The sequence below is a fragment of the Amycolatopsis sp. NPDC051128 genome (genome assembly GCF_040682715.1).
Classification (GTDB): Bacteria; Actinomycetota; Actinomycetes; order Mycobacteriales; family Pseudonocardiaceae; genus Amycolatopsis.
Genome location: NZ_JBFBBN010000054.1, coordinates 20,096 through 44,339, shown reverse-complemented (window position 1 = coordinate 44,339; position 24,244 = coordinate 20,096). Strand labels below are relative to the sequence as shown.

General features: G+C 71.9%; 21 protein-coding genes and 1 pseudogene. 16 read left to right on the top strand and 6 right to left on the bottom strand.

Translation table 11 applies throughout. The annotated features are described in order from the left end of the window. Together AB0M82_RS37580 and AB0M82_RS37575 are read left to right on the top strand one after the other, a co-directional pair. Positions 1 to 1,449: a glycoside hydrolase family 3 N-terminal domain-containing protein gene (locus tag AB0M82_RS37580; RefSeq protein WP_364732619.1), complete on the top strand. Its 1,449-nt coding sequence runs from the start codon at positions 1 to 3 to the stop codon at positions 1,447 to 1,449. A 103-nt stretch (positions 1,450 to 1,552) separates the two neighbouring features. After that, positions 1,553 to 2,311, top strand: coding sequence for an SH3 domain-containing protein (locus AB0M82_RS37575; RefSeq protein WP_364732617.1), 759 nt, complete (start codon positions 1,553 to 1,555; stop codon positions 2,309 to 2,311). 156 nt (positions 2,312 to 2,467) lie between these two features. On the opposite strand, the gene AB0M82_RS37570 is transcribed toward AB0M82_RS37575, so the two are convergent. Next, positions 2,468 to 2,992 carry a winged helix-turn-helix domain-containing protein gene (locus AB0M82_RS37570; protein ID WP_364732615.1) on the bottom strand — a complete coding sequence of 175 codons (525 nt, stop codon included), beginning with the start codon at positions 2,990 to 2,992 and terminating at the stop codon, positions 2,468 to 2,470. Between the two features lie 77 nt (positions 2,993 to 3,069). On the opposite strand from AB0M82_RS37570, the gene AB0M82_RS37565 reads away from it, so the two are divergent. Continuing rightward, entirely contained in the window at positions 3,070 to 4,302 is a 1,233-nt protein-coding gene (locus AB0M82_RS37565) for an MFS transporter (RefSeq protein WP_364732613.1), read from the top strand. Here AB0M82_RS37565 and AB0M82_RS37560 read toward each other — a convergent pair. The 3 genes and pseudogenes from AB0M82_RS37560 to AB0M82_RS37550 form a co-directional block, all read right to left on the bottom strand. After that, positions 4,278 to 4,427, bottom strand: a pseudogene (locus tag AB0M82_RS37560) (MmcQ/YjbR family DNA-binding protein); the annotation flags it as partial. The gene AB0M82_RS37565 and the pseudogene AB0M82_RS37560 overlap by 25 nt on opposite strands. Before the next feature lie 39 nt (positions 4,428 to 4,466). Beyond that, on the bottom strand, positions 4,467 to 5,894 hold the full coding sequence (locus AB0M82_RS37555) for a DUF1996 domain-containing protein (protein WP_364732611.1): 1,428 nt from the start codon (positions 5,892 to 5,894) through the stop codon (positions 4,467 to 4,469). 588 nt (positions 5,895 to 6,482) lie between these two features. Next, a complete protein-coding gene (locus tag AB0M82_RS37550; protein ID WP_364732609.1) occupies positions 6,483 to 7,100 on the bottom strand; it encodes a sigma-70 family RNA polymerase sigma factor in 618 nt (205 codons plus the stop codon). 243 nt (positions 7,101 to 7,343) lie between these two features. Here AB0M82_RS37550 and AB0M82_RS37545 point away from each other — a divergent pair, with 243 nt between their 5' ends. The 4 genes from AB0M82_RS37545 to AB0M82_RS37530 all read left to right on the top strand — a co-directional run bounded on the left by AB0M82_RS37545 (position 7,344) and on the right by AB0M82_RS37530 (position 10,627). Next, the gene (locus tag AB0M82_RS37545; RefSeq protein ID WP_364732607.1) at positions 7,344 to 7,751 is read left to right on the top strand and encodes a pyridoxamine 5'-phosphate oxidase family protein; all 408 of its coding nucleotides are present in this window, start codon (positions 7,344 to 7,346) and stop codon (positions 7,749 to 7,751) included. Positions 7,752 to 7,915: 164 nt separating this feature from the next. After that, entirely contained in the window at positions 7,916 to 9,418 is a 1,503-nt protein-coding gene (locus AB0M82_RS37540) for a GAF domain-containing protein (RefSeq protein WP_364732686.1), read from the top strand. Continuing rightward, positions 9,415 to 10,074 (top strand): response regulator transcription factor, encoded by a 660-nt coding sequence (locus tag AB0M82_RS37535; RefSeq protein ID WP_364732605.1) that lies wholly within the window; start codon positions 9,415 to 9,417, stop codon positions 10,072 to 10,074. Before AB0M82_RS37540 ends, AB0M82_RS37535 begins: the two co-directional genes overlap by 4 nt. Positions 10,075 to 10,195: 121 nt before the next feature. Then, positions 10,196 to 10,627, top strand: coding sequence for a hypothetical protein (locus AB0M82_RS37530; protein WP_364732602.1), 432 nt, complete (start codon positions 10,196 to 10,198; stop codon positions 10,625 to 10,627). Positions 10,628 to 10,656: 29 nt separating this feature from the next. Here the strand turns inward: AB0M82_RS37530 and folE are convergent, their stop codons facing one another. Next, positions 10,657 to 11,250, bottom strand: coding sequence for a GTP cyclohydrolase I FolE (gene folE, locus AB0M82_RS37525; RefSeq protein ID WP_364732683.1), 594 nt, complete (start codon positions 11,248 to 11,250; stop codon positions 10,657 to 10,659). 115 nt (positions 11,251 to 11,365) lie between these two features. Here folE and AB0M82_RS37520 point away from each other — a divergent pair, with 115 nt between their 5' ends. The 4 genes from AB0M82_RS37520 to AB0M82_RS37505 all read left to right on the top strand — a co-directional run bounded on the left by AB0M82_RS37520 (position 11,366) and on the right by AB0M82_RS37505 (position 17,910). Then, on the top strand, positions 11,366 to 12,022 hold the full coding sequence (locus tag AB0M82_RS37520; protein WP_364732599.1) for a helix-turn-helix domain-containing protein: 657 nt from the start codon (positions 11,366 to 11,368) through the stop codon (positions 12,020 to 12,022). A gap of 111 nt (positions 12,023 to 12,133) precedes the next feature. Then, positions 12,134 to 12,361, top strand: coding sequence for a hypothetical protein (locus AB0M82_RS37515; RefSeq protein ID WP_364732596.1), 228 nt, complete (start codon positions 12,134 to 12,136; stop codon positions 12,359 to 12,361). Positions 12,362 to 12,456: 95 nt separating this feature from the next. Next, positions 12,457 to 13,500 (top strand): LacI family DNA-binding transcriptional regulator, encoded by a 1,044-nt coding sequence (locus tag AB0M82_RS37510; RefSeq protein ID WP_364732680.1) that lies wholly within the window; start codon positions 12,457 to 12,459, stop codon positions 13,498 to 13,500. Between the two features lie 315 nt (positions 13,501 to 13,815). Then, a complete protein-coding gene (locus tag AB0M82_RS37505) occupies positions 13,816 to 17,910 on the top strand; it encodes a beta-galactosidase (RefSeq protein ID WP_364732593.1) in 4,095 nt (1,364 codons plus the stop codon). Between the two features lie 132 nt (positions 17,911 to 18,042). Here the strand turns inward: AB0M82_RS37505 and AB0M82_RS37500 are convergent, their stop codons facing one another. After that, positions 18,043 to 18,660, bottom strand: coding sequence for a LysE family transporter (locus AB0M82_RS37500; protein WP_364732677.1), 618 nt, complete (start codon positions 18,658 to 18,660; stop codon positions 18,043 to 18,045). A gap of 222 nt (positions 18,661 to 18,882) precedes the next feature. Between AB0M82_RS37500 and AB0M82_RS37495 the strand changes: the two genes are divergently transcribed. The 5 genes from AB0M82_RS37495 to AB0M82_RS37475 all read left to right on the top strand — a co-directional run bounded on the left by AB0M82_RS37495 (position 18,883) and on the right by AB0M82_RS37475 (position 24,219). Beyond that, complete coding sequence (locus AB0M82_RS37495; protein ID WP_364732590.1) at positions 18,883 to 19,677, top strand: SDR family oxidoreductase; 795 nt, start codon at positions 18,883 to 18,885, stop codon at positions 19,675 to 19,677. A 268-nt stretch (positions 19,678 to 19,945) separates the two neighbouring features. Further along, a complete protein-coding gene (locus AB0M82_RS37490) occupies positions 19,946 to 20,869 on the top strand; it encodes a serine hydrolase (protein ID WP_364732587.1) in 924 nt (307 codons plus the stop codon). Further along, positions 20,866 to 21,837, top strand: coding sequence for an endonuclease/exonuclease/phosphatase family protein (locus AB0M82_RS37485; RefSeq protein ID WP_364732584.1), 972 nt, complete (start codon positions 20,866 to 20,868; stop codon positions 21,835 to 21,837). Before AB0M82_RS37490 ends, AB0M82_RS37485 begins: the two co-directional genes overlap by 4 nt. Positions 21,838 to 22,090: 253 nt before the next feature. Beyond that, the gene (locus AB0M82_RS37480; RefSeq protein WP_364732581.1) at positions 22,091 to 23,134 is read left to right on the top strand and encodes a LacI family DNA-binding transcriptional regulator; all 1,044 of its coding nucleotides are present in this window, start codon (positions 22,091 to 22,093) and stop codon (positions 23,132 to 23,134) included. 98 nt (positions 23,135 to 23,232) lie between these two features. Continuing rightward, positions 23,233 to 24,219 carry an ABC transporter substrate-binding protein gene (locus tag AB0M82_RS37475; RefSeq protein WP_364732578.1) on the top strand — a complete coding sequence of 329 codons (987 nt, stop codon included), beginning with the start codon at positions 23,233 to 23,235 and terminating at the stop codon, positions 24,217 to 24,219. The last annotated feature ends 25 nt before the right edge of the window (positions 24,220 to 24,244 follow it).

Sequence of the window (24,244 nt, the reverse complement as noted above, 5' to 3'; positions counted from 1 at the left end):
TTGTCGTCGCCCGAGAAACTCGCGGAAGCCGTCCTCCTGCCCGGGTTCGCCGGAACCACCGCGCCGGACTGGCTCCGCCGCCGGATCGCCGAAGGCCTCGGCGGGGTGGTCCTGTTCGGCCGCAACGTCGTCGACGACGAGCAGGTCGCCGCGCTCACCGCCCAGCTGCGGGGCGAGCGCGACGGCGTCGGCGGTGTCGTTATCGGAATCGACGAGGAGGGCGGCGACGTCACCCGCCTCGACGTGAACACCGGGTCGTTCGTGCCGGGCCCGCTGGCCCTCGGCGCGGCCGACGACCCGGAGCTGACCACGGCCGTCGCCGCCGCGCTCGGCGAACGGCTGGCGGCCTGCGGCGTCACGCTCAACCTGGCGCCCTGCGCGGATCTGACCCTGGCGGCCGAGGACCCGATCATCGGCGTCCGGGCGTTCGGGTCCGACCCGGCGAAGGCGTCACCACACGTCGCGGCCTACGTGACCGGCCTGCAGAAGTACGGCGTCGCGGCGTGCGCGAAGCACTTCCCGGGCCACGGCGCGGCGACCGAGGATTCGCACGTGGCCCTGCCGGTGCTGCCGCGCACCGTCGAAGAACTGCGGGAGATCGAGCTTGTCCCGTTCGCCGCGGCGATCCGGGCCGGGGTGCGCTCGGTGATGTCGGGCCACCTGGTGGTCCGGGCGTGGGGCGACGAGCCGGCCACGCTCAACCGGACGGCGCTCACCGATGTCCTGCGCGGCGAGCTGGGCTTCACCGGCGCGGTGATCACCGACGCGCTGGAGATGGGCGCGGTGTCGGGTGCGTACGGACGCCACGACGGCCTCGGCCGCTCGGCCGTGCGGGCACTGGCCGCGGGCGCGGACGCCCTGTGTCTCGGCGGCGCGGCGTTCGAAGCTCCCGCCTTGGACGCCTGTGTGGCCGCGATCGTCGCGGCGGTGGCGGCGGGGGAGCTGCCCCTTGAGCGCCTGGCCGAAGCCGCCGGGCGGACGGCGGCGCTGGGCACGGACCCGGCGCCGGCCCGCGTGGGCCCGGTCGACCGGCGGCTCGGCCTGGAAGCGGCGCGCAAGGCGCTGCGGGTCCGCGGCGAGCCGCGGCTGGCCGGCCCGCCGCTGGTGGTCGACGTCCGGACCGAGCCGACGATCGCGGCGGGGCCGATGCCGTGGGGCCTCGGCACGCACCTGGCGGAGCTGGTGCCGGGCACGCGGGCACTCACCGTCACACCCGAGGACGTCGACGCGGTTCTTGAGGCAGCGCAAGGGTTCCGCAGCGTCGTCGTGGTCACGCGGGAAGCACACCGGCACCCGCGGGTGCGCGCGTTGCTCGCCGCACTGTCCGGTGTGGACTTCATCCGCGTCGAGACGGGCGTGCCGGGGCCGGCGGACGGCGACGGGCCACGGATCGACACGTTCGGCGGCTCGTCCGTGAGCCTGCGCGCGGCGGCCGAGTACCTGGCCTGAGCTGTCCGGATTGCCGCATCTCCAGAAGTTCGCTCGCCGTTTGTACGCGGCTTGTACCGGTGCTCGCCATCCTGGCCGCACACCGGAAAACTGGAGGACGGAAATGAAGTTTCGCATCGGCAAGCAGGTGGCCGCCGTAGCCGGCGTCGCCGCGGCGATCGCGCTGGCCGGGGCCACCCCGGCCTTCGCGGCGACGGGCACAGTGCACACCGACTCCGGCGCCGCCCTGACCTTGCGGGCCACCCCGAGCACCAGCGGCGGCTCGGTCGGCACCATCGCCGACGGCACCGCGGTCACCATCACGTGCCAGACCAACGGCTCGACCGTCGACGGCAAGTACGGCACCTCGGACATCTGGGACAAGGTGGGCAACGGCTACATCAGCGACGCCTACGTCTACACCGGCTCCGACGGCCGCGTCGCCCCGGACTGCGAAGGCTCGACCCTGACCTGTTCGACCGCGGGCACCGGGAACCCGAAGACCTGCGCGCAGGCGGTGGCCTACGCCAAGACCCGCATCCACACCAACGACCTCGACTCCTACGAGCGCTGGTGCGACCGGATCAACGCGCAGAACTACGGCTGGCCCGCCTCCGGCTCGGACACGGCTTACATCCACTGGACCCAGATCCCGTCCTCGTTCAAGCACGCCGGTGACTACCAGGTCCCGGCCGGTGGGCTCGCCTACTTCAAGAGCAGCGGTGCCGGGCACACGATGATCTCGATCGGCGACGGCAAGTTCCTGTCGAACGACATCAACGGCTTCGGCAGCTACACCGAAACGACGATCGCGCAGATCAAGAGCAAGTGGGGCCAGACCTACCTCGGCTGGGCGCAGCCGTGGTTCAAGTACAACCACTGACCCGCTGAACCTGCACGGGCCCTGTTAAGGATTCCTCTGCCGCGCAAGCGGTCAACGGAACGGCCGTGAATGGCACATTGAGGGACTCTATGTCCCTGAATGGGCCATTCACGGCTGTGGGCGAGCACCTGAAACCGGGCCAATTGCCGGGGCCAGTCAGCGTTTCAGGTGGTGCAGCACGAAGATCCCGCCGACGGCCGGACGGTCGAGCCGTTCGTGGTCGGTCGCCACGTACTCGTCCAGCACCGCCAGGATCCGCCGGTCCAGCTCCTCGACCTCGTCGGGGGACAGGTGCAGCAGGAACTTCTCGTGCACCACCACCGATTCCGGCCCTGCCGCGGCCAGTTCCTCCTGGAAGATCTCGATCGGCGCGAACCGCGTCTCGGCGTCGGCGCCGGACAGCGGGCCGTCCAGCCACCACGTCGCGTTGTTCGACCGGTACGGCTTCTCGAGGGCGCCGCTGGCGCCGGTGCGGACCGGCGCCGGTTCGAGGAGGCCCGCGGCCACCAGCTGCCGCACGTGGTGCAGGACCGTGCCCGGGTCGCGGTCGAGGCGGTCGGCCAGCTGCTTGTTCGTCAGCTCCTCGACCAGGCAAAGCCGCATGATGCGCAGCCGCAGGGGGTGCCCGAGGGCCTTCGCCTCCTCCGGCGTCGCCGGGCGCCGACGACGAGGTTCGGTCATGAGCGCAGCGTAATTCATCGAGGGAATTCTCGCCCCATCGATGGAGAAAAGCCCATCGATGTGCGATCCTCCATCACATGACCGCACTGGGTGGCGTGTACTGGCGGCTGTGGACGGCGGCGGGCCTCTCGAGTCTCGCCGACGGGATCCTCAAGGTCGGTCTGCCGCTCGTCGCGGTCGGCTACACCCGGTCGCCGGCGCTCATCGCGGGGCTCGCCCTCGCTTTCACGCTACCGTGGCTGCTCTTCGCACTGCCTGCCGGCGCACTGGTCGACCGCCTCGACCGCCGCCGCGCGATGCTCGCCGCGAACGTCGTCCGCGGCGGGCTCCTCGCCGGCGTCACGCTGCTGACCGTCTTCGGCGGGGGATCGATCTGGGCGCTGTACGTCGTCGCGCTCGGCGTCGGCTCCGCCGAGACGGTTTACGACACCGCGGCGCAGTCGATCGTGCCGCAGGTGGTCGGCCGGGAACTGCTGGCCCGCGCCAACGGCCGGATGTACGCCGCCGAGCAGACGGCGAACGAGTTCGCCGGGCCGCCGCTGGCCGGCGTGCTCGCGGCGGCCGGGGTCGTCGTCGCGCTGGCCGTGCCGGTCGCGCTGTGGGCGGTCGCCCTCGCGGCCCTGCTGCTCGTGCGTGGCTCGTACCGGATCCCGCGCGCCGGGCACACCACACTCCGCGCGGACATGGCCGAAGGGCTGCGCTTTCTCTGGCGCCACAAGGTGCTGCGCACGTTCTCGATCATGGTCGGCACGTTCAACTTCGCCACCGGCGCCGCGTTCGCCGTGCTCGTGCTCCACGCGGTCGGCCCGGGCTCGGCGATGGGCTTGTCCGCGCCGGCCTTCGGGCTGCTGATGGCCACGATCGCCGCGGGCAGCCTGGCCGGGTCGTTCCTCGCCGAGCCGATCGAACGCCGGCTCGGCCGCATCCGCGCGCTGCGGGTGTCCTGGCTCGCGAGCAGCCCGACGATCGGGGTGCTCGCGGTGACCGCGAACCCGTATGCCGTCGGAACCGTGTTCTTCGTCAGCGGCGCGGGAATCCTGGTCGCGAGCGTCGTGATGGTGACGCTGCGTCAGCGGCTCACCCCCGACCGCCTCCTCGGCAGGCTCAACAGCAGCCACCGGCTCGTGGCCTGGGGCACCAGGTCCCTCGGCGCGCTGGCCGGCGGCGCGATCGCGCAGGCGTTCGGGCTGCCCGCGGTGTTCGTCGTCATGGGCGTGCTGCCGTTCGCCGTCCTGCCCGGCTTCCTCGTGATCACGGAGGACGCGCTCGCCGCGGCCGAGCGAGATCAGAGCGGGTGCGTCTCCACATAGGCCGCCCAGACCTTCTTCGGCACGCACATCCGCCACGCGTCCAGGATGAGCTCACGCATCTCGTCCGCATCGATCGCCGCGAGGCGGCAGCGCACCCACTGGTAGCGCAGGTCCGACGGCTCGGGCCGGAACCGGCGGCGCGGGTGCGCCGCCGGTTCCGGGAGTCACGCCCGGCAGGTCTTCCCGCGGTTCACGCAGTTGACCAGACCGTTCATGATCCGCTGCGACATCACGTTGGCGAAGTCGTCGTGATCGGACAGGGGGTTGTGCTTCTCCTGCGGGAAAGCGTCCACTTTGTACTGTTTCCCGAGCTGGATGTCCCGCGGAATGTCGTAGGTCAGCGAGATCTGCAGCTGCGGCACGGCCTTGAACCCCTTGCCGCACCGGCCGGACTGGTCGGGGAACACGATGTGCGTCCGGTGGTTGGCGCTGTCGGTGTTCTTCCCGTCCCAGCAGCTCGGGAACGTGTGGACGCGCTTGACCTTGCTGCCCTGCGGGCAGATCGGGTACTTGTCCGTGACGCGGTTCTCGAAGCCGGTGCACGTCCAGCTCGCCCGGGCGTTGGCGGGCCCGTTGGTCGAAACCTTCGCGTCGCCGTAGAGCACGCGCAGGAAGCGCGGCATCGCCACGACCTTGCCGACCGGGCTGCCGCGGAAGGTGATCTGAACCCGTTGCGGCCGCAGGATCTTGCCGTCGTTTCCGGGCAGCTCGTTGTTCTCGTCCTGGCCGGGGAGCGCCCCGCCGGTGGTGGTGCCCGGCGGCGCCGGCGTGCCGGTGTCCTTGCCGGGCTTCGGCGCGCACGGCGCGAGACCGCCCAGGTCCGGTGGCTTCGGCGCGAACCGGCCGATCGCGATGGCGATCCGGTCGATGATCGCGGCCCGCTTGTCCTTGAGCGGGTTCAGGATCGCGTTGCGCACGAAGTCCGCGCCGCCCTGGCCCTGCGTCGCCGCGATGCGCTTGTTCGCCTCGTCGGTCTGGGTGTCGAGCTGGTCGAGGTTGCCGTCGACCTCGGCCATGGCCTGGTCGGGGATGTCCGGCAGCTTGCTCGCGACGTCCGGGCAGGCGACCTGGACGGACTTCGCCTCCTGGGCGGCCTCGGCCCGGTCGCCGTCGGGCGCCTTCGCCGGCTCGTTCTTCTCTTCTTCGCCGGTGTCGATGCGGACGACGGGCCAGAAGTAGGCTGATTTGTCGCCGTTTTTGCAGGTGGTGCCGGATTTGGCGAGGCTCTTGTTGTTGGAGTCGGCGTTGGCGGAGAGGTTGCCGACGTAGTCGTGGAGGTGCTGGGCGCCGTTGCGGATGCCGGGCTGGGCGATGAAGTTGTCGGGGTTGAAGTGCTGGTTCTCGTTGCGGCCGCAGTCCACGGTGAACGTGCCCGTCGACGCGCCGGTGACCGGCCGCGGGTCGAACTGGTTCGGCTTCACCTTCAGGATGTCGACGAAGAACGCCGGGTTCGCCTCGTCGGCGCTGGCTTCACCGGTGTTGCCGGTGGTCGTCGCGACGACGATGCCGCCGACCGCGATCGCGAGCGCGAGACCGCCGGTGGCGATCTTCGTTCTGCGGGAAAGACGATGCCGTCCTTGGGTGCTGGACATGGTGAATCCTCCGGGGTGCCGGGCTGGCGGGAACGCGCGACAGTGAGCGGGGCGAGCCCAGGCTCGCACCCGTCAGGGTGGGGTACTCGGATGTGTCGGCAGGAACGATGCGCGGCTGGTCCACTGACCCGACATCAGTGGGCGCGCGGTCACCTGCCCGTGGCCACGCCGTCAACCGGCTGGTTATCGTTCCGTTATGGACGCTACACCGGGCTTTCACACCGGGCAAGACGGTATTCCCGACAATCACGAACCGTCAGGTGCGGTTTCCGTTTCCGTAGCCGAGTGCGGGCGTGAAAGGGCGTCGGCAATTGACGAAGAATGGCGCGCGCGCAATATCGCGGGCGCGACGGCCCGCAGGTGGATCACGCTGGGTAGCCGCGCGTGTCCCGCTCCGGCGCTCTCGGGTGCGCGGCCATCCTGGGCCCGCGACCGGGGCGTTGTCCAGCACCGGGCGGCGTGGCGAAGTTCGCGGAAGAAACTTTGAACCGATCCGAACCCGCGTCCGTATCCCTCAGTGAAGCGTGCGGAATGCCCACTGGCCGAGGACGCGCGGGAATGCTCTTGAATGACTCGGAGTCAATCGGGTCAGGAGGCCGCGCGTTTCTCGGTCGTCAAGCTGCGCCGCAAGGTGGTGAGCGCGCGGTGCTGGGCGACGCGGACCGCTCCGGCGCTGTTCAGGCCGACCGCCGAGGCCGTCTCTTCGGCCGACAGGCCGAGGATGACGCGCAGGACGAGGATTTCGCGCTGGCGCGGGGGAAGCGTGTCGAGCAGGCCGGCCGACCAGCCGAGCGCGGCGGAGCGCTCGACCTCTTCGCCCGTCGGGTCCGCGCCCAGCCACCGGCCGGCGGGCGGCTCGGCGAACGGGCTGGTGCGGTCGCGCGCCCGGTGCCGGTGGACGTCGGTCACCTTGTGCGCGGCGATGCCGAAGACGAACGGCAGGAAGCTCTCGGCTTCGTAGCGGTAGCCGGGCAGCGCGTTGACGACCGCGAGCAGCACTTCCTGCGCGCAGTCTTCGGCGTCGGACGAACCGTCCGGCCACGTGCCGAGCCGGCCGAGGCAGTAGCGGAACACCGGCGGCCGCAGTGCGCGCAGCAGCGCCGCCACCGCGGCGCGGTCGCCCTTCATGGCCAACTGGACGGTCGCGGGGTCGAGTGAGAACGGCGCCGTGGGTGTGGAAGTGCCTCCGGCGGAGTGCGGCGGCATCGACCTCACCTCCTTTCCAAAAGTCGGTGACAGCGGACGGTGACGACGTTAAGTCACCCCTCGTGGTCGCCACACCGGCCGGGCGACCGCCGCGACTCGGGTCTTCCGGCCCTGGTGGGCGGGCCCGCGGTGTGCGTGCCGAGCCCCGGTGGCGGCGGCCGGGTCGAACGGCCCTATCGGCGAACCGGGCGAGCCGATCACGCTGGTGGCCGGGATGTTCCACAGGAGAAACACGGGTACGCGATGGTGGACGACGTGGGGTTCGGGCTGGTGCTCGACCGGCAGCAGTGCCTCGCGCTGCTCAGGACGGCGAGCCTCGGAAGGGTGATCTTCACCCACCGGGCCATGCCCGCGGTCCGCCCGGTGCGCTTCACCGTCGTCGACGACGCCGTGGTGTTCGCTATGACGGCGGGCAGTTCTCTCTACGCGGGAGCTCACGGCGCCGTCGTCGCGTTCGAAGCCGACGAATTCGCTGCCGACTTCGGCGCCGGCTGGTACGTCAGCGTGCTGGGGCGCGCCACCGAATCCGGCGCCGTCGACGTCGGCGAGATCGACTGCCGCTGCCCGGGCCCGGCACCGGTCGGCCGCCGGTTCCTGCGGATCCCGGTCGAGACCGTCACCGGTCACCGCATCATTTGTCACACCGGGTGACAACGCGTATCCGCGACAGTCGCGCACCCCGCGATCGACCCACCGGATGGATGAACTGGATTAGGCCGTCATGGGCAGTCGCTTGTGAGACGCTTGACGGCCCGGGGAACCCCGGGATCGGGCGAAGTCAGCGGAGTCGACGGAGCGTGGCGGACGAAATCAGTATGCCGGCGATCCTCGCCGCGGTGGGCGGCATCTCGCACGAGCTGGAGCTGCCGGCCCTGCTGGACCACGCGGTGACGGCGATCTGCGAGCTGCTCGGGGCCCGGCGCGGCCGGCTGGAGCTGCTCGAGGGCGGTGTCGCCGGGTATGGCCGGGGCAGGCCCGGCGCCGGCGCGGTCGAGCTGCCGGTCCGCGCGGGGACGGAGACTTTCGGCACCCTGACCGTCGAACCCGGGGACAGCCCGGAGTTCGGCTGCCGCGAGCGGGAGGTGCTGGGCGCGCTCACCGCGGCGACCGGGATGGCCGTCGAAAAGGCCCTGCTCGTCGACCAGATGCGCCGCCGCGAACGCTGGCTCCAGGCGTCCTACGACGTCACCAAGGCCTTGCTCGCCGCGCAGGACCTGCACGCGACGCTCCGGCTGGTCGCCGAACGCGCCCGCGCGGTCGCCGGCGGGACCGCGGGCGCGATCGCCCGGCCCGACGGCCCGGGCCGGCTGGTGTTCGACGTCGTCGAGCCGCCGGGGGACGACGCCGAGCGCCTCATCGGGCTGACCGTGCCGACGGAGGGCACCGCCACCGGGATGGCGTTCACCACCCGCCGCCCGGTCGTGGTGCGCGACTACGGCGAGCGGGTGCAGGAGCAGCAGCGCCACCACGGCGTGCCGATGCCGGCGATGGTCAAGGACCTGGATTCGGCGATCTCGGTGCCGCTGATCGTCGCGGACGAGACCCTCGGGGTGCTGGTCGTCGCCAAGTTCCGCGACAAGTCGCCGTTCACCGCGTCCGACGTCCAGCTGGTCGAAACCTTCGCCGGGCACGCCGCGCTGGCCGTCGAGTTCTCCCGGGCGCAGGAAGTGCGGCAGCAGCTGGCGGTGTTCGAGGACCGGGACCGGATCGCCCGCGACCTGCACGACCTGGTGATCCAGCGGCTCTTCGCGACCGGGCTCGGGCTGGAGGGCGTCAGCAGGCTGATCGCCGACGCGGGCGTCGCCGCGCGCGTCGCCGGATTCGCCCACGATCTCGACCGCACGATCCGCGAGATCCGCAACACCATCTTCTCGCTGCAGGCGCCCGCGCATGCGCAGGGCAGCCTTCGCGCGGAGCTGCTGCGGGTGGCACTGGACGCCCGCGAGGCGCTGGGCTTCGAGCCGCGCGTCGGTTTCGACGGGCCGCTCGACGCGGCGGTGCCGGACGTCGTCCGCTCGGACCTGATCGCGTCGCTGCGCGAGGCCTTGGCGAACGTCGCGCGCCACGCCGGGGCGCACTCGTTGTCGGTCGAGGTCGCGGTGGACGGCCTGGGCCGCCGGCTGAGCCTGGCGGTGCGCGACGACGGAACCGGCCCGCCGGTGGAGGCCGGCCGGTTCAGCGGGCTCGCCAACCTGGCCACCCGCGCGGCCCGGTGGGGCGGCACCTGCGTGCTGATGGCCGCCGACGGCGGCGGCTCCCGGCTGGAGTGGACCGCCGAGCTGCCGGCGCGGCCCGGCGAACAGGGGAATGGGCGATGACGATTTCGGTGTTCCTGCTCGACGACCACGAACTGGTGCGAACGGGGCTGAAGACGGTCTTCGAGTCCGAAGCGGACATCGAGGTGGTCGGGGAAGCGGCGTCGGCGGCCGAGGCGCTGGTCCGGATCTCGCAGGTGCGTCCGGACGTGGCGATCCTGGACGTCCGGCTGCCGGACGGCGGAGGCGTCGAGGTGTGCCGTGAGATCCGGTCCACTATGGATCCGGCGCCGGCGTGCCTGATGCTGACGTCCTATTCGGATGACGACGCGCTGTTCGGGGCGATCATGGCGGGCGCGGCGGGGTACATGCTCAAGCAGGTCTCCGGCCGGTCGCTGGTCGACGCCGTCCGCACGGTCGCCGTCGGCGGCTCGCTGCTGGACGCCACGCTCACCGCGTCGGTGATGAACAAGCTGCGCGGCGAGAACGTCCCCTCCCCGGACTCGCGGTACGAGCAGCTGAGCCCGCAGGAGAAGCGGGTGCTCGACCTCGTCGGGGAGGGCCTGACCAACCGGCAGATCGCCGGGCGGCTGTTCCTGGCCGAGAAGACGGTCAAGAACTACGTGTCGTCGGTGCTGCACAAGCTGGGCGTGGAGCGCCGGACGTCGGCGGCGGTGTACATGTCCCAGCGGCACGCCGGACCCGGACAATCTGGCTGAATTCGCGACTGTTCGGACGTAACCGGTGGGGCGTTCGACGTATCTGGCCCCGGATGGAGTACACCTGTCGGGTGACGCACGAGGCTGGCAGGGGACCTCGCTGCGTAGTGGAGGGGACGGCATGGCGGGGTTGTCGAGCGGGGACTATGTCACGCAGCAGATCCGGGCACTCGCGGAAGCGGTGCGCCGGGAAGGGGCCGGCGGCGTCGGCGCCCGGAGTTTCCAGCTGGCCGAGCACCTGGCCGCGGAGGGCGGCGTCCACCGCGGCGACATCCTGACGGCGACGGCGACGCTGCTCGCGATGACGGCCTGGTGCGACGGCGCGGCCGACGCGGCCCGCCGGTTCGCCGAGCGCGCGGGCGAACACGACGAGGAATCGCGAGAACTGGTGACGCACCTGCTCCGGCTGGAGGCGGGCGCCGACCAGGGCTGGCTGCCGGAGGCGCAGGCCGAAGCGCTGCTCGCCTACGCCCGCCGGGTGCGCCGGGACGACCTCGAGTCGCGGCTGCGCGCGATCGCCGGCGCCCGGGGCGGCCGGCACCGGCGCGACTGACTCGCGGCGCGCGGTGGCGGGCTCCCGGCTCAGGCGTGGACCCCGGTCAGGGCGAAGAACTCCTGCCGGGTCTTGGGTTCCTCGCGCAGCAGGCCGTGCAGCGACGAAGTGACGGTGAGCGCGCCGTTCGCCCGCACCCCGCGCAACGACATGCACAGGTGCTCGGCTTCGATCACCACGCCGACGCCCTTCGGCGCGAGGTGTTCCTGCAGCCAGTCCGCGACCTGCTTGGTCAGCCGTTCCTGCACCTGCAGGTCGCGCGCGAACAGCTCGACGACGCGCGCGAGCTTCGACAGGCCCAGGATCCGCTCGCCGGGGAGGTAGCCCACGTGCGCGACGCCGCGGAAGGGCAGCATGTGGTGCTCGCACAGCGACTGGACCGGGATGCTCTTGGCCAGCACGAGCTCGTCGTAGCCCTCGTCGTTGGGGAACGTCGTCAGCCGGAAGTCACGCGGCCGCAGCATCTCCGCGTACGCCTGGGCCACCCGCCGTGGCGTGTCGCTCAGGTGCTCCGACACCGGGTCCTTGCCCAGGGCCCGCAGCAGGTCGGCGACCGCGCGTTCCGCCGCGCGCAGGTCGACGTCGTCGCGGTTGTGGACGACACCGAGGTGCCGGAGCGGGATCGCTTCGCGGACGGGATCGACGGTCACGTGGGCGCCTCCTTCTAAAACCAAGTCAAGCTGACGTTAGAAGGCCGCCGGGGTTTTCGTCAACGGTTATTTGTTTTAGAGTGCGGTGATGCACAAACCCTTGGCCGGCGCGCTGGCCGCGGTGGCGGCGCTCGACGAACCGACCCGGCGCCGGCTGTACGAGTACGTCGTGCGGCGGCCGGAGCCGGTGAGCCGCGACGACGTCGCCGCCGCCCTCAGCGTGCCCCGGGCGACCGTCGCGTTCCACCTCGACCGCCTGGTGGACGAACAGCTGCTGACGGTGGACTACGCACGCCGCACCGGCCGCAGCGGCCCCGGCGCGGGCCGTCCGGCCAAGCTCTACCGCCGGTCGGACCGGCAGGTCAGCGTCTCCCTGCCCGAGCGGCAGTACGAACTCGCTGGTCAGCTGCTCGCAACGGCGGTGGAGGAAGCGGACGGGACCGGCGGCTCGGCGCGCGAGATCCTGGGACGGCGGGCCCGCGAACGGGGGGCGGAGCTCGCCGCCGGCGCCACGGAGATCATCGGCACGCTCGAAGAACACGGCTTCGAGCCGCGCATAGCGGGCGGCGAGGTGCTGCTCGGCAACTGCCCGTTCCATCGGCTGGCCCGGACCCACCCGCGGTTGGTCTGCGAAATGAACCTCGGCCTGGTCGAGGGCATGCTCGCCGGCGCGGGCGAACGCGGCCTGCGGGCCCGCCTGGACCCGCGGCCGGGCTTCTGCTGCGTCCGCCTGGCGCGCGGCTGACCCGGAATCAGCCGCGCCGGGACGGAGGTGCGGCCAGCCGGTCTGGCACGCCGCGCGACACACCCGGGTCATCGCGACGAACACGGAGGGGGCTTTCGGGCAACAGCAGGTATGCGCAGAGAGACCGCGATGCTGGTCGCCGGGACATGCGCCGGTGCCGTGGTGGCGGTGCTGGTCGTGGCCGCGGCGATGCGGCCACCGGGACCGGCCGCCGCGCCCGGCCCGCAGTTCGTGACCACGCCTCCGCTGACGACGAGCGTGGCCACGACCGCGACTTCGGCGCCGCCGGAGACCTTCCCGAGCCGACCGGCGAAGGCGCCGCGGCCGACTGAGCCGTGAAGCAGGGTGCGGCCCGGCGCGGGACGCCCGGCGCGCGGCGATTCGGCGGTACGGTCTCGTGGGTGAGGGGACGGCGTGACGTGGAGGGGGTCAGATTGGTGGAGCGGACGAAACCGGGGGAGCAGGCCAGGACGTTCCTGCCGGGGCCGCGGCAGCCGAGCCTGGCCGACGTCGCCGGCATGGCCGGGGTCTCGCACATGACGGTCTCGCGCGTGGTCAACGAGAGCGGCCCGGTGCGCCCGGAAACCCGCGAGCGCGTCCTCGCCGCGGTGCAGAAACTCGGGTACCGGCCCAACACCGCCGCGCGGGCCCTGGTCACCGGCCGGTCCGGCACCCTGGGCGTGGTCGCGCTGGAGTCGAACCTCTACGGGCCGGCGAGCACCCTGTACGGCATCGAGAACGCGGCGCGCGAATCCGGGTACGGCGTCGCGATCTGCAGCGTGACCCGGCCGGGGCGCACGTCGATCGGCGACGCGGTGGAAAGCCTGCGGCGCCAGGCGGTCGAGGGGATCATCGTCATCGCCCCGCACGTCACGGCCGGGCGGGCCCTCGCGGCGGCGCCCGCGGACATCCCGCTGGTGGCGGTCGGTGGCGGGGAATCGGCGCCGGTGCCGGTGCTTTCGGTCGACCAGTACGACGGCGCCCGGCGGGTCACCGAGCACCTGCTGGCCCTGGGGCACCGGACGGTCTGGCACGTCGCCGGGCCCGAAGACTGGCTCGAGGCCCGTGACCGGGAACGCGGCTGGCGCGAAACCCTCGAAGGGCACGGCCTGCGGGTGCCCGCGGTCGTCCGCGGCGACTGGAGCCCGCGGTCGGGCTACGAGGCGGGCCGGGCGCTCGCCGGCAAGCGCGGGCTCAAGGCGGTCTTCTCGGCCAACGACCAGATGGCGCTGGGCCTGCTCCGGGCGTTCACCGAGGCGGGCGTCCGGGTGCCGGAAGACGTCCACGTCGCCGGGTTCGACGACGTGCCCGAGGCCGCGTACTTCAACCCGCCGCTGACGACCGTCCGCCAGGACTTCATCGAGGTCGGGCGCCGCACGTTCGGGCTCCTCGAAGAGCGGATGGCGGGCGGCGACGCCGGTGCCCGGCACCTCGTGCCCGCCGAGCTCGTCGTGCGGGAGAGCACCGGACCGCGCTGAGCGCGGCGGAGGTGCCGGGCTCCGGAATACCGTGAACGGCAGCCTTACGGACATAACGCCCGTAAGGCTGCCTTTCGCGCGTTCAGAAGCTGCGGGAGCCGGCGTCCAGCGCGCGCGAAGAGCCGTGGCGACCGCGAAACTTTCATGCTGAGCGGCGTAATTCCGCATTTCAGTTAGCGCTAACACTACGTCGGCACTGATCCATCCCGGTGTCGTATCTTGACCGCTTCTGTGTGATTGCTTAGCGTTCGTGTTCGGTTCTGGGTGAATTCGGACATTCCCCGCTGGTTCAGCGCCGTTCCAGGAGGCCCTCACATGCGCTCCGCCCGCCGTGCTCTTCCCCGGACGGTGTTCGCCGCCCTGCTCGCCGTCGTGTTCGCCCTCGCCGGCGTGACCGTCCCGCAGGCGGCCGCCGCGCCCGCGCCGCGCCCCGCGCACAGCGTCACCTACGACGGATACTCGTTCCTGGTCGACGGCAACCGGACCTACCTGTGGTCGGGGGAGTTCCACTCCTACCGGCTGCCGAGCCCCGACCTGTGGCTCGACATCTTCCAGAAGATGAAGGCGGCCGGCTTCAACACGACGTCGCTGTACTTCGACTGGGGCTACCACTCGCCGCGGCAGGGGGTCTACGACTTCACCGGCATCCGGGACCTCGACAAGCTCCTCGACCTGGCGCGGCAGGCCGGGCTCTACGTCATCGCGCGGCCCGGGCCGTACATCAACGCCGAGGTCGACGGCGGCGGGTTCCCGACCTGGCTGTCCACCACCCCCGGCCACACCCGCAGCGCCGATCCGGTCTACCTGAAGTACTCCGACGAATGGCAGACGCAGATCGACCGGATCATCGCGCGCCACCAACTGACCGACGGCACCGGCAGCGTCCTGGCCTACCAGGTCGAAAACGAGTACTACAACGGCAACGCCGACGGCCGCGCCTACATGAAGCACCTGGAGGACAAGGCCCGCGCCGACGGCATCACCGTCCCGCTGGTCGGCAACAACAACGGGACGTTCAACGCCGGCGAGGCCGAACTCGACGTCGACGCCGCCGACTCCTATCCGCAGGGTTTCGACTGCTCGAACCCGGCGAAGTGGAACGGCGTGCCGGACATCAGCTACGACCACGTCCCCGGGAAGCCGCTGATCACGGCCGAGTTCCAGGGCGGCGCCTTCGACCCGTGGGGCGGCCCCGGCTACGAAAAGTGCGCCCAGCTGATCAACGACCAGTTCGCGAACGTCTTCTACAAGCAGAACATCGCGGTCGGCGCCACCGGCCAGAGCTTCTACATGCTGCACGGCGGCACGTCGTGGGGCTGGAGCGCGATCCCGCAGAACTACACGTCCTACGACTACGGCGCGGCGATCACCGAGGCACGCCAGTTCGACCCGAAGTACGCCGAGGACAAGCTGATCGGCTACTTCACCCAGTCCGTCGCCCCGCTGACCAAGACCGACGGCCTCGGCTCGGCGCCGCTGACCGACCCGGCGCTCACCGACACCGCCCGGATCAACCCGGACACCCGCACGCAGTTCCACACCCTGCGGCACAGCGATTCGGCGTCCACGGCCACGAACACCACGACCGTCGCGCTCGACCTCGCCGCGCACGCCGGCTACACCCACGACGACCGCGCCGGCGAGGTCGCCTACACCGGCACCTGGAGCCACGTCGGGCCCGAGGTGAACTACACCGGCGGCGACTACCAGCACACCGAGTCGTTCTCGGAGGTCGCCGGGGACAGCGTGAGCGTCCCGTTCACCGGCACCGGGATCCGGTGGGTGACGTCGAAGGACCCGAGCCACGGCATCGCCGACGTCTATCTCGACGGAGCCAAAGTGGACACCGTCGACCTCTACGCGGCGGGCAAGCAGAACCAGGTCACCGGCTACGAGGTGCGGGACCTGCCGGCCGGGGCGCACACGCTGAAGATCGTCGTCACCGGGCAGAAGAACGCGAAGGCCGGCGCACCGTTCGTCGTGGTGGACGCCGTCGACCTGCTGGCGGCCAGCACCGACTACTACCCGGTCGTGCCGCAGCAGCCCGGCACCGGCGTCACGCTGAACGGCCGCCAGTCGAAGATCCTCGTCGCCGGCTACGACCTCGGACGGACGCGGATGCAGTACTCGACGTCGGAGATCATGACCACCGCGGCCATCGGCAGGGGTGACGTCGCGGTCCTGTACGGCGACAAGGGCGGGCCCGGCGAAACCGTCCTCCGGTTCGCGAAGCAGCCGTCCGTGCAGGTCCTCGACGGGGCCGCGACGAGCTCGTGGGACGCCGCCCGCGGCGACCTGCGGCTGAACTACACCCACGACGGCCTGACGCGGGTGCTCGTCACCGCCCCCGGCGCGCGGCCACTGCTCCTGCTGCTCGCGGACAAGGCGACGGCGGCGACGTTCTGGCGCCAGGACACCGCGACGGGCCCGGTGCTGGTCCGCGGCACACACCTGGTGCGGACCGCCACCGACGGCTACGGCACGCTCAACCTGACCGGTGACACCGGCACGGACGGCGCGTTCGAGGTCTTCGGCACCGCGAAGAGCGTGTCCTGGAACGGTTCCTGGGTTCCCGTCACGCCGACGTCGAGTGGCAGCCTCACCGGCGTCGCGCCGACCGCGAAGGCCGTGACGCTGCCCGCGCTGACCGGCTGGAAGCACCAGCAGGAGTCGCCGGAGAGCCAGCCGGGCTTCGACGACTCGGCGTGGCCGGTGGCCGACAAGGAAACCAGCAACAGCTCGACCGCGCTCGGCACGAAACCGGTGCTCTTCGCCGACGACTACGGCTTCCACACCGGCAACACCTGGTACCGCGGGCGGTTCACCGGGGACGGCAGGCAGACCGGGATCACCCTGTCCAGCCAGAGCGGCGGCCCGGCGGGCGCGTTCTCGGCGTGGCTCAACGGCGTCTTCCTCGGCAGCTCGAAAGATCCGCAGCACACGTTCCCGTTCCCCGCGGGGGCGCTGCGCCAGGGCGAGAACGAGATTTCCGTGCTGACGGTGAACATGGGTCACGAAGAGGACTACGGCGCCGCCAACGGCAACAAGGCCGCGCGGGGGCTCACCGCGGCCCGGCTGACGGGGGCGCCGCTGACGTCGGTCACCTGGCGGCTGCAGGGCGTCCGGGGCGGCGAGACCGGGCTCGACCCGGTCCGCGGCCCGCTCAACACCGGCGGGTTGTACGGCGAGCGCGCGGGCTGGTCGCTGCCCGGCTTCCCGGACGGACGCTGGACGCCGGCGTCGCTGCCGGCGAAGGACGCGACGCCCGGCGTCTCGTGGTACCGGACGACGGCGGATCTGGATTTGCCGCGCGGCCAGGACACTTCGCTCGGCCTGACGATCACCGACGACCCGGCGCGGCAGTACCGGGCGCTGCTCTTCGTGAACGGCTGGCAGCTCGGCCAGTACGTCAACTACCTCGGGCCGCAGCACAGCTTCCCGATCCCGAACGGCGTGCTGAACCCGAACGGCCGCAACACCATCGCCGTCGCGGTGTGGAACCTCGACGGCGGCACCGGCGGCCTCGGCAAGATCGCGTGGACGAACTACGGCAGCCACCGCTCGCCACTGACGGTCCGGCAGAACGCCTCGCCGGGTTACGACCCCGCGCGGTACGCGATGCCGCCGGAGCCCACCGCGGCGGTTTCGCTGACCGCGCCGGACACGGCGTCTGCCGGGCAGCGGTTCACCGCCTCGGCGACGGTGCGGGTGCCGGCGGGCGCGCCGCCGGCGTTCGACGTCAAGCCGGTGCTGACCGCCCCGGCGGGGTGGACGGTCGGCGCGCCCACGCCGTCTTCGGCCGGGCGGATCGACGGTGGCCGGTCGGCGACGTTCTCGTGGACCGTCACTCCGCCGTCCACAGTGGACACCGCCGCGCTGAAGGTGGCGGTGGCCTACCGGCAGGCGGGCCGCGCGGGTGCGGTGACCGGGGCGCGCATCGTCGGCGCGGTGCCCCCGGCGCCACCCGCCGGGCAGGTGGCGGTGAGCTCGCTGCCGTTCCTGACGGCCACCAACGGCTGGGGCCCGGTCGAGCGCGACACGAGCAACGGCGAAGCGAACGCGGGCGACGGCAAGCCGATGACCATCGGCGGGGTCGCCTACGCCAAGGGCCTCGGCGTGCACGCGGCGAGCGACGTCCAGCTCTACCTGGCGGGCGCCTGCACCCGGCTGACGGCTTCGGCCGGCGTCGACGGCGAAACCGGCACCGGGGGCAGTGTCGGCTTCAGCGTCTCGGTGGACGGCGTCACCCGCGTCACCACCCCGGTGGTCAAGGGCGGGCAGCCGGCGGTCCCGATCGACATCGACGTCACCGGAGGCCAGGTCCTGGACCTGCAGGTGACCGACGGCGGCGACGGCAACGGGCAGGACCACGCCGACTGGGCGGCGCCGACGCTGACCTGCGGTTCCTAGCTCGGCGACTGCCGGGGTGCCAAACGCCCCAATGTGGCGTTGGGTGCGTTGGACGCACCGAACGCCACATTGGGTGCGTTGGACGCACCGAACGCCACATTGGGGCGCATGAGCCGCGGCCTGGATTCCCGCTCAGGAAAGGACGAGCCGGACGGCCAGCGCGGTGATCACCGCGCTGGACACCAGCGCCGTCACCAGCCGGCCCCGTGGCCCGGTGAGGACGCGGCCGAGCAGGGCCCCACCGCCCGCCAAGAGCACTTGCCAGCTCGCCGAGGCGGCGAACGCGGCGAGCACGAACACCGTCTGGCCGGGGACGGACACCGCGGTGCCGGCGCGGTCGCCGACCACCAGCGCGGTGAAGTAGACGACCGTGGCCGGGTTCACCAGCGTGACGCCGAGCAGGCTGACGTAGGCGCGGCCGGGCCCCAGCGCGGTCACCGGCCGCGCGGTGACGCCGCGGTGCGAGCGCAGCGCCACCACGGCGCCGCGGATCGCCAGCACGACGAGGACCCCTGCCGAGGCCAGCCGCAACGGCCCGGCGGCCGGGGCGACGACGCCCGCGATCGCCGCGCCGCCGAGCACGGCCACCAGCGCGTACACCCCGTCGGCGGTCGCGACGCCGAGTGCGGCGGCGAGGCCGGTCTTGAGCGAGGTGCGGGCGGTGAGAGCGACCAGGTACGTCCCCACGGCGCCGACCGGGATCGCGATGCCGTAGCCGGCCAGCAGGCCGGCGAACAGCGCGCCGGTCACGGCGCTGAACGGATCGGCCTCCGCGGACGGCACGGCTGCTGCTGCCCGGCCGGCGCGGTGGTCGCGGCGACGGTCGGCAGGAGCGGTGTGCGGGGCGTGGTCATGCGCCGATGGTGCCGTCGGCGCGGCCGCCGTGGCAACCGGATTTCCAGCCGGTGCGCGTTCCCGAGCTGTGCTTGAATCGGCGCGAGGGAGGCGCCGACGCGAGAGAGGGCTTTCACGATGCGGGTCGACCTGAGCGGGAAGACGGCACTGGTCACCGGATCCACCCAGGGCATCGGCTCGGCGATCGCGGCGGGGCTCGCCGCGGCGGGCGCGCGGGTCGCGGTCAACGGCCGGAGCGAAACCGGTGTCCACAAGGCCATCGCGCGGCTGCGGGAGAACCTGCCGGACGCGGCCTTCCTGCCGGCCCCGGGCGACGTCTCCGAAGAGGCCGGCGCGGCGCAGGTGGTCGAAGAGGTGCCGGAGGCCGACATCCTGGTCAACAACCTCGGCATCTTCGGCGCGCAGGAGCCACTGGACATCACCGACGCCGACTGGCGCCACTACTTCGAGGTGAACGTCCTGGCCGCGGTGCGGCTCACCCGCGCGTACCTGCCCGGGATGACGGAGCGCGGCTGGGGCCGGATCCAGTACATCGCCAGCGATTCCGCGATCGTGATCCCGGCCGAGATGATCCACTATGGAGTGTCGAAGACGGCGTTGCTCGGCGTGTCACGCGGGTTCGCGAAGCACGCCGCCGGCACCGGGGTCACCGTCAACTCCGTGATCGCCGGCCCGACGCACACCGGTGGCGTCGAGGACTTCGTCCACGAACTGGTCGGCAAGGACCTGCCGTGGGACGAAGCGCAGCGCGAGTTCATGAAGAAGCACCGCCCGCAGTCGTTGCTGCAGCGGCTGATCGAGCCCGAGGAGATCGCGAACCTGGTGGTGTACCTCAGTTCCCCGTTCGCGTCGGCGACCACGGGCGCGGCGGTCCGCGTCGACGGCGGGTACGTCGACTCGATCCTGCCGTGAAAGTCCCGCCCCCGCCCGGAAGCACGGGGGAGCCTCGGGTGGGGACGGGAGTGCGGGGGCCGGCCACCAGTACAACGAGTTCGTCCGGCCGTCTGCCGTGACACTTTCCGGTGACGCGGAAGTGAGCCCGCCCCGCTGCGCCGTTGGGACAGAACCGGGACATTTCTGGTTCAAACCTGTCGAACAACCCCGACGTACCGGCGATCTTCTCCGGCCACCGTGACCGGGGTGCGCCGCGGAAGCGCACCCCGGCACCCGGAGGAAGTCGATGGCCCGTACCCGAATCCCGCCGACGGCCGGCGGGCTCGCTGCCGCGGTGGCGGTGGCGCTCGCCGTGGCCGGCTGGGTCGTCTTCCCGCCCGAGGTCGCCGGCCAGGCGAGTCCCGCCCGCCCGGCCGTCGACCTGGCCCTGCCGTGGCCCGCCGGCGGGCAGGCGAGCGCGGAGGTCCTGGGCCTCGGCTCCCTCGGCAGCCGTGGTGAGCGGCAGCCGGTGCCGATCGCCAGCGTCACGAAGGTGATGACCGCCTACGTGGTGCTGAAGGACCACCCGCTCGGCGCGGGCGAGGCGGGCCCGGAGATCACCGTCGACGAGCAGGCCGAGGCCGAGTCGGCGTCGAGCGAGGAGTCGACCGCGCCGGTCCGCGCCGGGCGCACGATCAGCGAGCGGGACCTGCTGGCCCTGATGCTCGTCCCCTCCGGCAACAACGTCGCCCGCCTGCTCGCCCGCTGGGACGCGGGCAGCCAGGAAGCCTTCGTCGCGAAGATGAACCGCGAGGCCGCCGCGCTCGGCATGACCAGCACCACCTACACCGGCGCCAGCGGCGTCGAGGACTCGACCACGAGCACCGCCATCGACCAGCTGAAGCTGGCGCGCGAGGTGATGAAGAACGGCGTGATCCGCGCGATCGTCGCGACCACGAGCCTGCGGGTCGACGGCGTGCCGGGCGCGGTCGCCAACACGAACACGCTGCTCGGCCGCAACGGCGTGATCGGGCTCAAGACCGGCTCGTCGACCGCGGCCGGCGGCGCCCTGATGTGGGCCGCGCAGGCCCCCGGCGGCGCGCTGATCCTCGGCGTCGTCCTGCACCAGAGCCCCGGCGGGACACCGGGGGCCGGGCTGCGGGCCGCGCTGGAGAACAGCGAGAAACTCATCGCCGCGATCCGGCAGGCACTGCCGGCGGCCACCCGATGACCGAGACCGCCGCGCCGGTGGCGGCCACATCCCCGCCGGGCCGCCCGGCCGGGGCCTGGCGCCGCGGCCGGGTCATCGCCGTGTTCGCCGTGCTGACGGCGTCGCTGCTGCTCGCCCATCCGCTGGTGCCCAACGGGGTGGGCAACGCCGGCAGCCTCCTGGAGACGGTCCTGCCGTGGACCGGCCTGCTCGTGGTGCCCCTGCTCGTCGCGGCGCTGGTCCGGCGCTCGGCGCTCGCGCTCGTGGCCCTCCTGCTGCCGGCGCTGGTCTGGGGCGGGCTCTTCGGCGGCCGGGTCTTCGACAAGCGGGGGACCGGCGGGGAGTTCACGATCGTCTCGCACAACGTGAACGACGAGAACCCGGACCCGGCGGGCACCGCGCGCGCACTGGCCGCCTCGGGCGCGCAGGTGATCGCCTTGGAGGAGCTGAAGAAGTCCGAGATCCCGAAGTACGAGGACGCCCTCGCCGCCGGCTATCCCCACCACTCGGTCCAGGGGACGGTCGGGATCTGGAGCACCTTCCCGCTCGGCGACACCCGGCCGGTGGCGATCATGCCGTGGACCCGCGCGCTGCGGACCACGGTGCACACTCCGAAGGGGCCGGTCGCCGTCTTCGTGGCCCATCTGCCGTCGGTCCGGGTGCGGCTCGACGCGGGCTTCACCGCGAACGGCCGCGACGCGGCGGTCGGCCTGCTCGCCGACGCGCTGGCCGCGGACCCCGTGGCGCGCACCGTGCTGGCCGGCGACTTCAACGGCACCGCCGACGACCGCGCGCTCGCGCCGATCACCGCCCGGCTGCGCGCCACGCAGGACGAGGCGGGGGACGGTTTCGGCTTCAGCTGGCCCGCCTCGCTGCCGCTGGCGCGGATCGACCAGATCTTCGTTTCGGGGGTGCGGCCGGTGGCGTCCTGGACGTTGCCGGAGACCGGCAGCGACCACCTCCCGGTGGCGGCTTCCCTGACGCTCTGACACCGCCTGGCCATCCCCTGGCGAGGGGCGAACATGCGGCTGAACACCGCGGGCCGCGGGTAGCTGGTGAATTACCCACGACTCCCGCCGCAGGTCGGCGTGTCGAATTCGTCGGTGACGGCCGTCGGGCTCACGTGATTAGACCGTTACGCGGCCCGGGGTTGACCGCGCGGGTGTTATCGCTAACACTACTCCTCGCCATCACCGGAACAGGTGATGCGGACCACGCCAACGTCGACGAAAGGGGACACCGGTGGCCGAACGACCCCGCTCCGGCGGACCCGTGAAGGCGACCGGGGCCGGCACGCGGCAGCCGAGCCTGACCGACGTGGCGGGCGTGGCGGGCGTGTCCCACATGACCGTGTCCCGGGTGATCAACGGGACCGGCCCGGTGCGCCCCGAGACCCGCGCCAGGGTGCTCGCCGCGATCGAGGAACTGGGCTACCGCCCCAACTCGGCGGCCCGCGCGCTGGTCACCGGGCGGACCGGCACACTCGGTGTCGTCGCGCTCGAGTCCAACCTGTACGGTCCGGCCAGCACGCTGTACGGCATCGAGAACGCCGCCCGCGAAGCCGGGTACGCGATCACGATCTCCAGCGTCAGCCGTCCGGGCCGGTCGTCGATCGCCGACGCGGTGGAGAACCTCCGCCGCCAGGCGGTCGAGGGCATCATCGTCATCGCCCCGCACGTCTCGGCCGGGCGGGCCCTGGAGGCCGCGCCCCAGGACATCCCGGTCGTCGCGGTCGGCGGCGGCGAGACCGCGCCGGTGCCGGTGATCTCCGTCGACCAGCGCGACGGCGCCCGCCGCGCCACCGAACACCTCCTGGCGCTGGGCCACCGCACCGTGTGGCACGTCGCCGGGCCGGAGGAGTGGCTGGAGGCTCGCGACCGCGAGCTGGGCTGGCGGGAAACGCTGGAACGCCACGGCGTCGCGGTGCCGCGGGTGATCCGCGGCGACTGGAGCTCGCGCTCCGGCTACGAGGCGGGGCGATCCCTCGCCGGGGAACGCGACCTGGACGCCGTCTTCGCAGGCAACGACCAGATGGCGCTCGGCCTGCTCCGCGCGTTCGCCGAAGCGGGCATCTCGGTGCCGCGGGACGTGCGCGTCGCGGGTTTCGACGACGTGCCGGAGGCGGCGTACTTCACGCCGCCGCTGACCACGGTGCGCCAGGACTTCATCGAAGTCGGCCGACGCACGTTCGGCCTGCTGGCCGGGCGGATGGACGGGGGCGACCGGGACGCGCGCGCCGTGGTCGTGCCGGAACTGATCGTGCGCGAAAGCACCGGACCGCGATAGCGCGGCGGCCGGTGTGGACCCGGGTGGTCCACCTGAGTTTGTTAACGCTAACAAAGTGTCACAATGTCCAAGTTTCACAGATCACCGTTGATCGAGGAGTGAACGTGCTGAAGAAGCGATGGGCCGCCGCGGCGGCTGCGGCGGCCGGACTCGTGCTGCTCACCGCCTGTGGGAGTGGTGGTTCCTCCACCGGGTCCGCAGGCGGGGGGCCTGTCACGCTCGGGTTCGCCCAGGTGGGCGCCGAGAGCGGCTGGCGGACGGCGAACACGAAGTCGATCCAGGAGTCGGCGAAGTCCGCCGGGATCGAGCTCAAGTTCTCCGACGCGCAGCAGAAGCAGGAGAACCAGATCTCCGCGATCCGGTCGTACATCCAGCAGAAGGTCAAGGTCATCGCGTTCTCGCCGGTGGTCGAGTCCGGCTGGGACACCGTGCTCAAGGAGGCGAAGACCGCCAACATCCCGGTCATCCTGACCGACCGCGCGATCGACTCGCCGGACAAGTCGCTCTACAAGACCTTCCTGGGCTCGGACTTCGTCGCCGAGGGCAAGAAGGCCGGCGAGTGGCTGACCAAGGAGTACGGCAGCGCCACCGGCCAGGTGAACATCGTCGAGCTGCAGGGCACCACGGGCTCGGCGCCGGCGAACGACCGCAAGAAGGGCTTCGGCGACGTCATCGCGGCGGACCCGAAGTACAAGATCATCGCTTCGCAGACCGGTGAGTTCACCCGCGCCAAGGGCAAGGAGGTCATGGAGGCCTTCCTGAAGTCCCAGCCCAAGATCGACGTGCTCTACGCCCACAACGACGACATGGCCCTCGGCGCCATCGAGGCCATCGAAGCCGCGGGCAAGGTCCCGGGCAAGGACATCAAGATCATCTCGGTGGACGCCGTGAAGGACGGGATGCAGGCGCTCGCCGACGGCAAGATCAACCACATCGTCGAGTGCAACCCGCTGCTCGGCCCGCAGCTGATGGACCTGGTGAAGAAGGTCGCCGCCGGCGAGCAGGTGCCCGCCCGCATCGAGACCACCGAAACCGAGTTCGACCAGGCATCGGCCAAGGCCGCGCTGCCGCAGCGTCAGTACTGACACGGGGTCGTGAGTGGGAAACAGG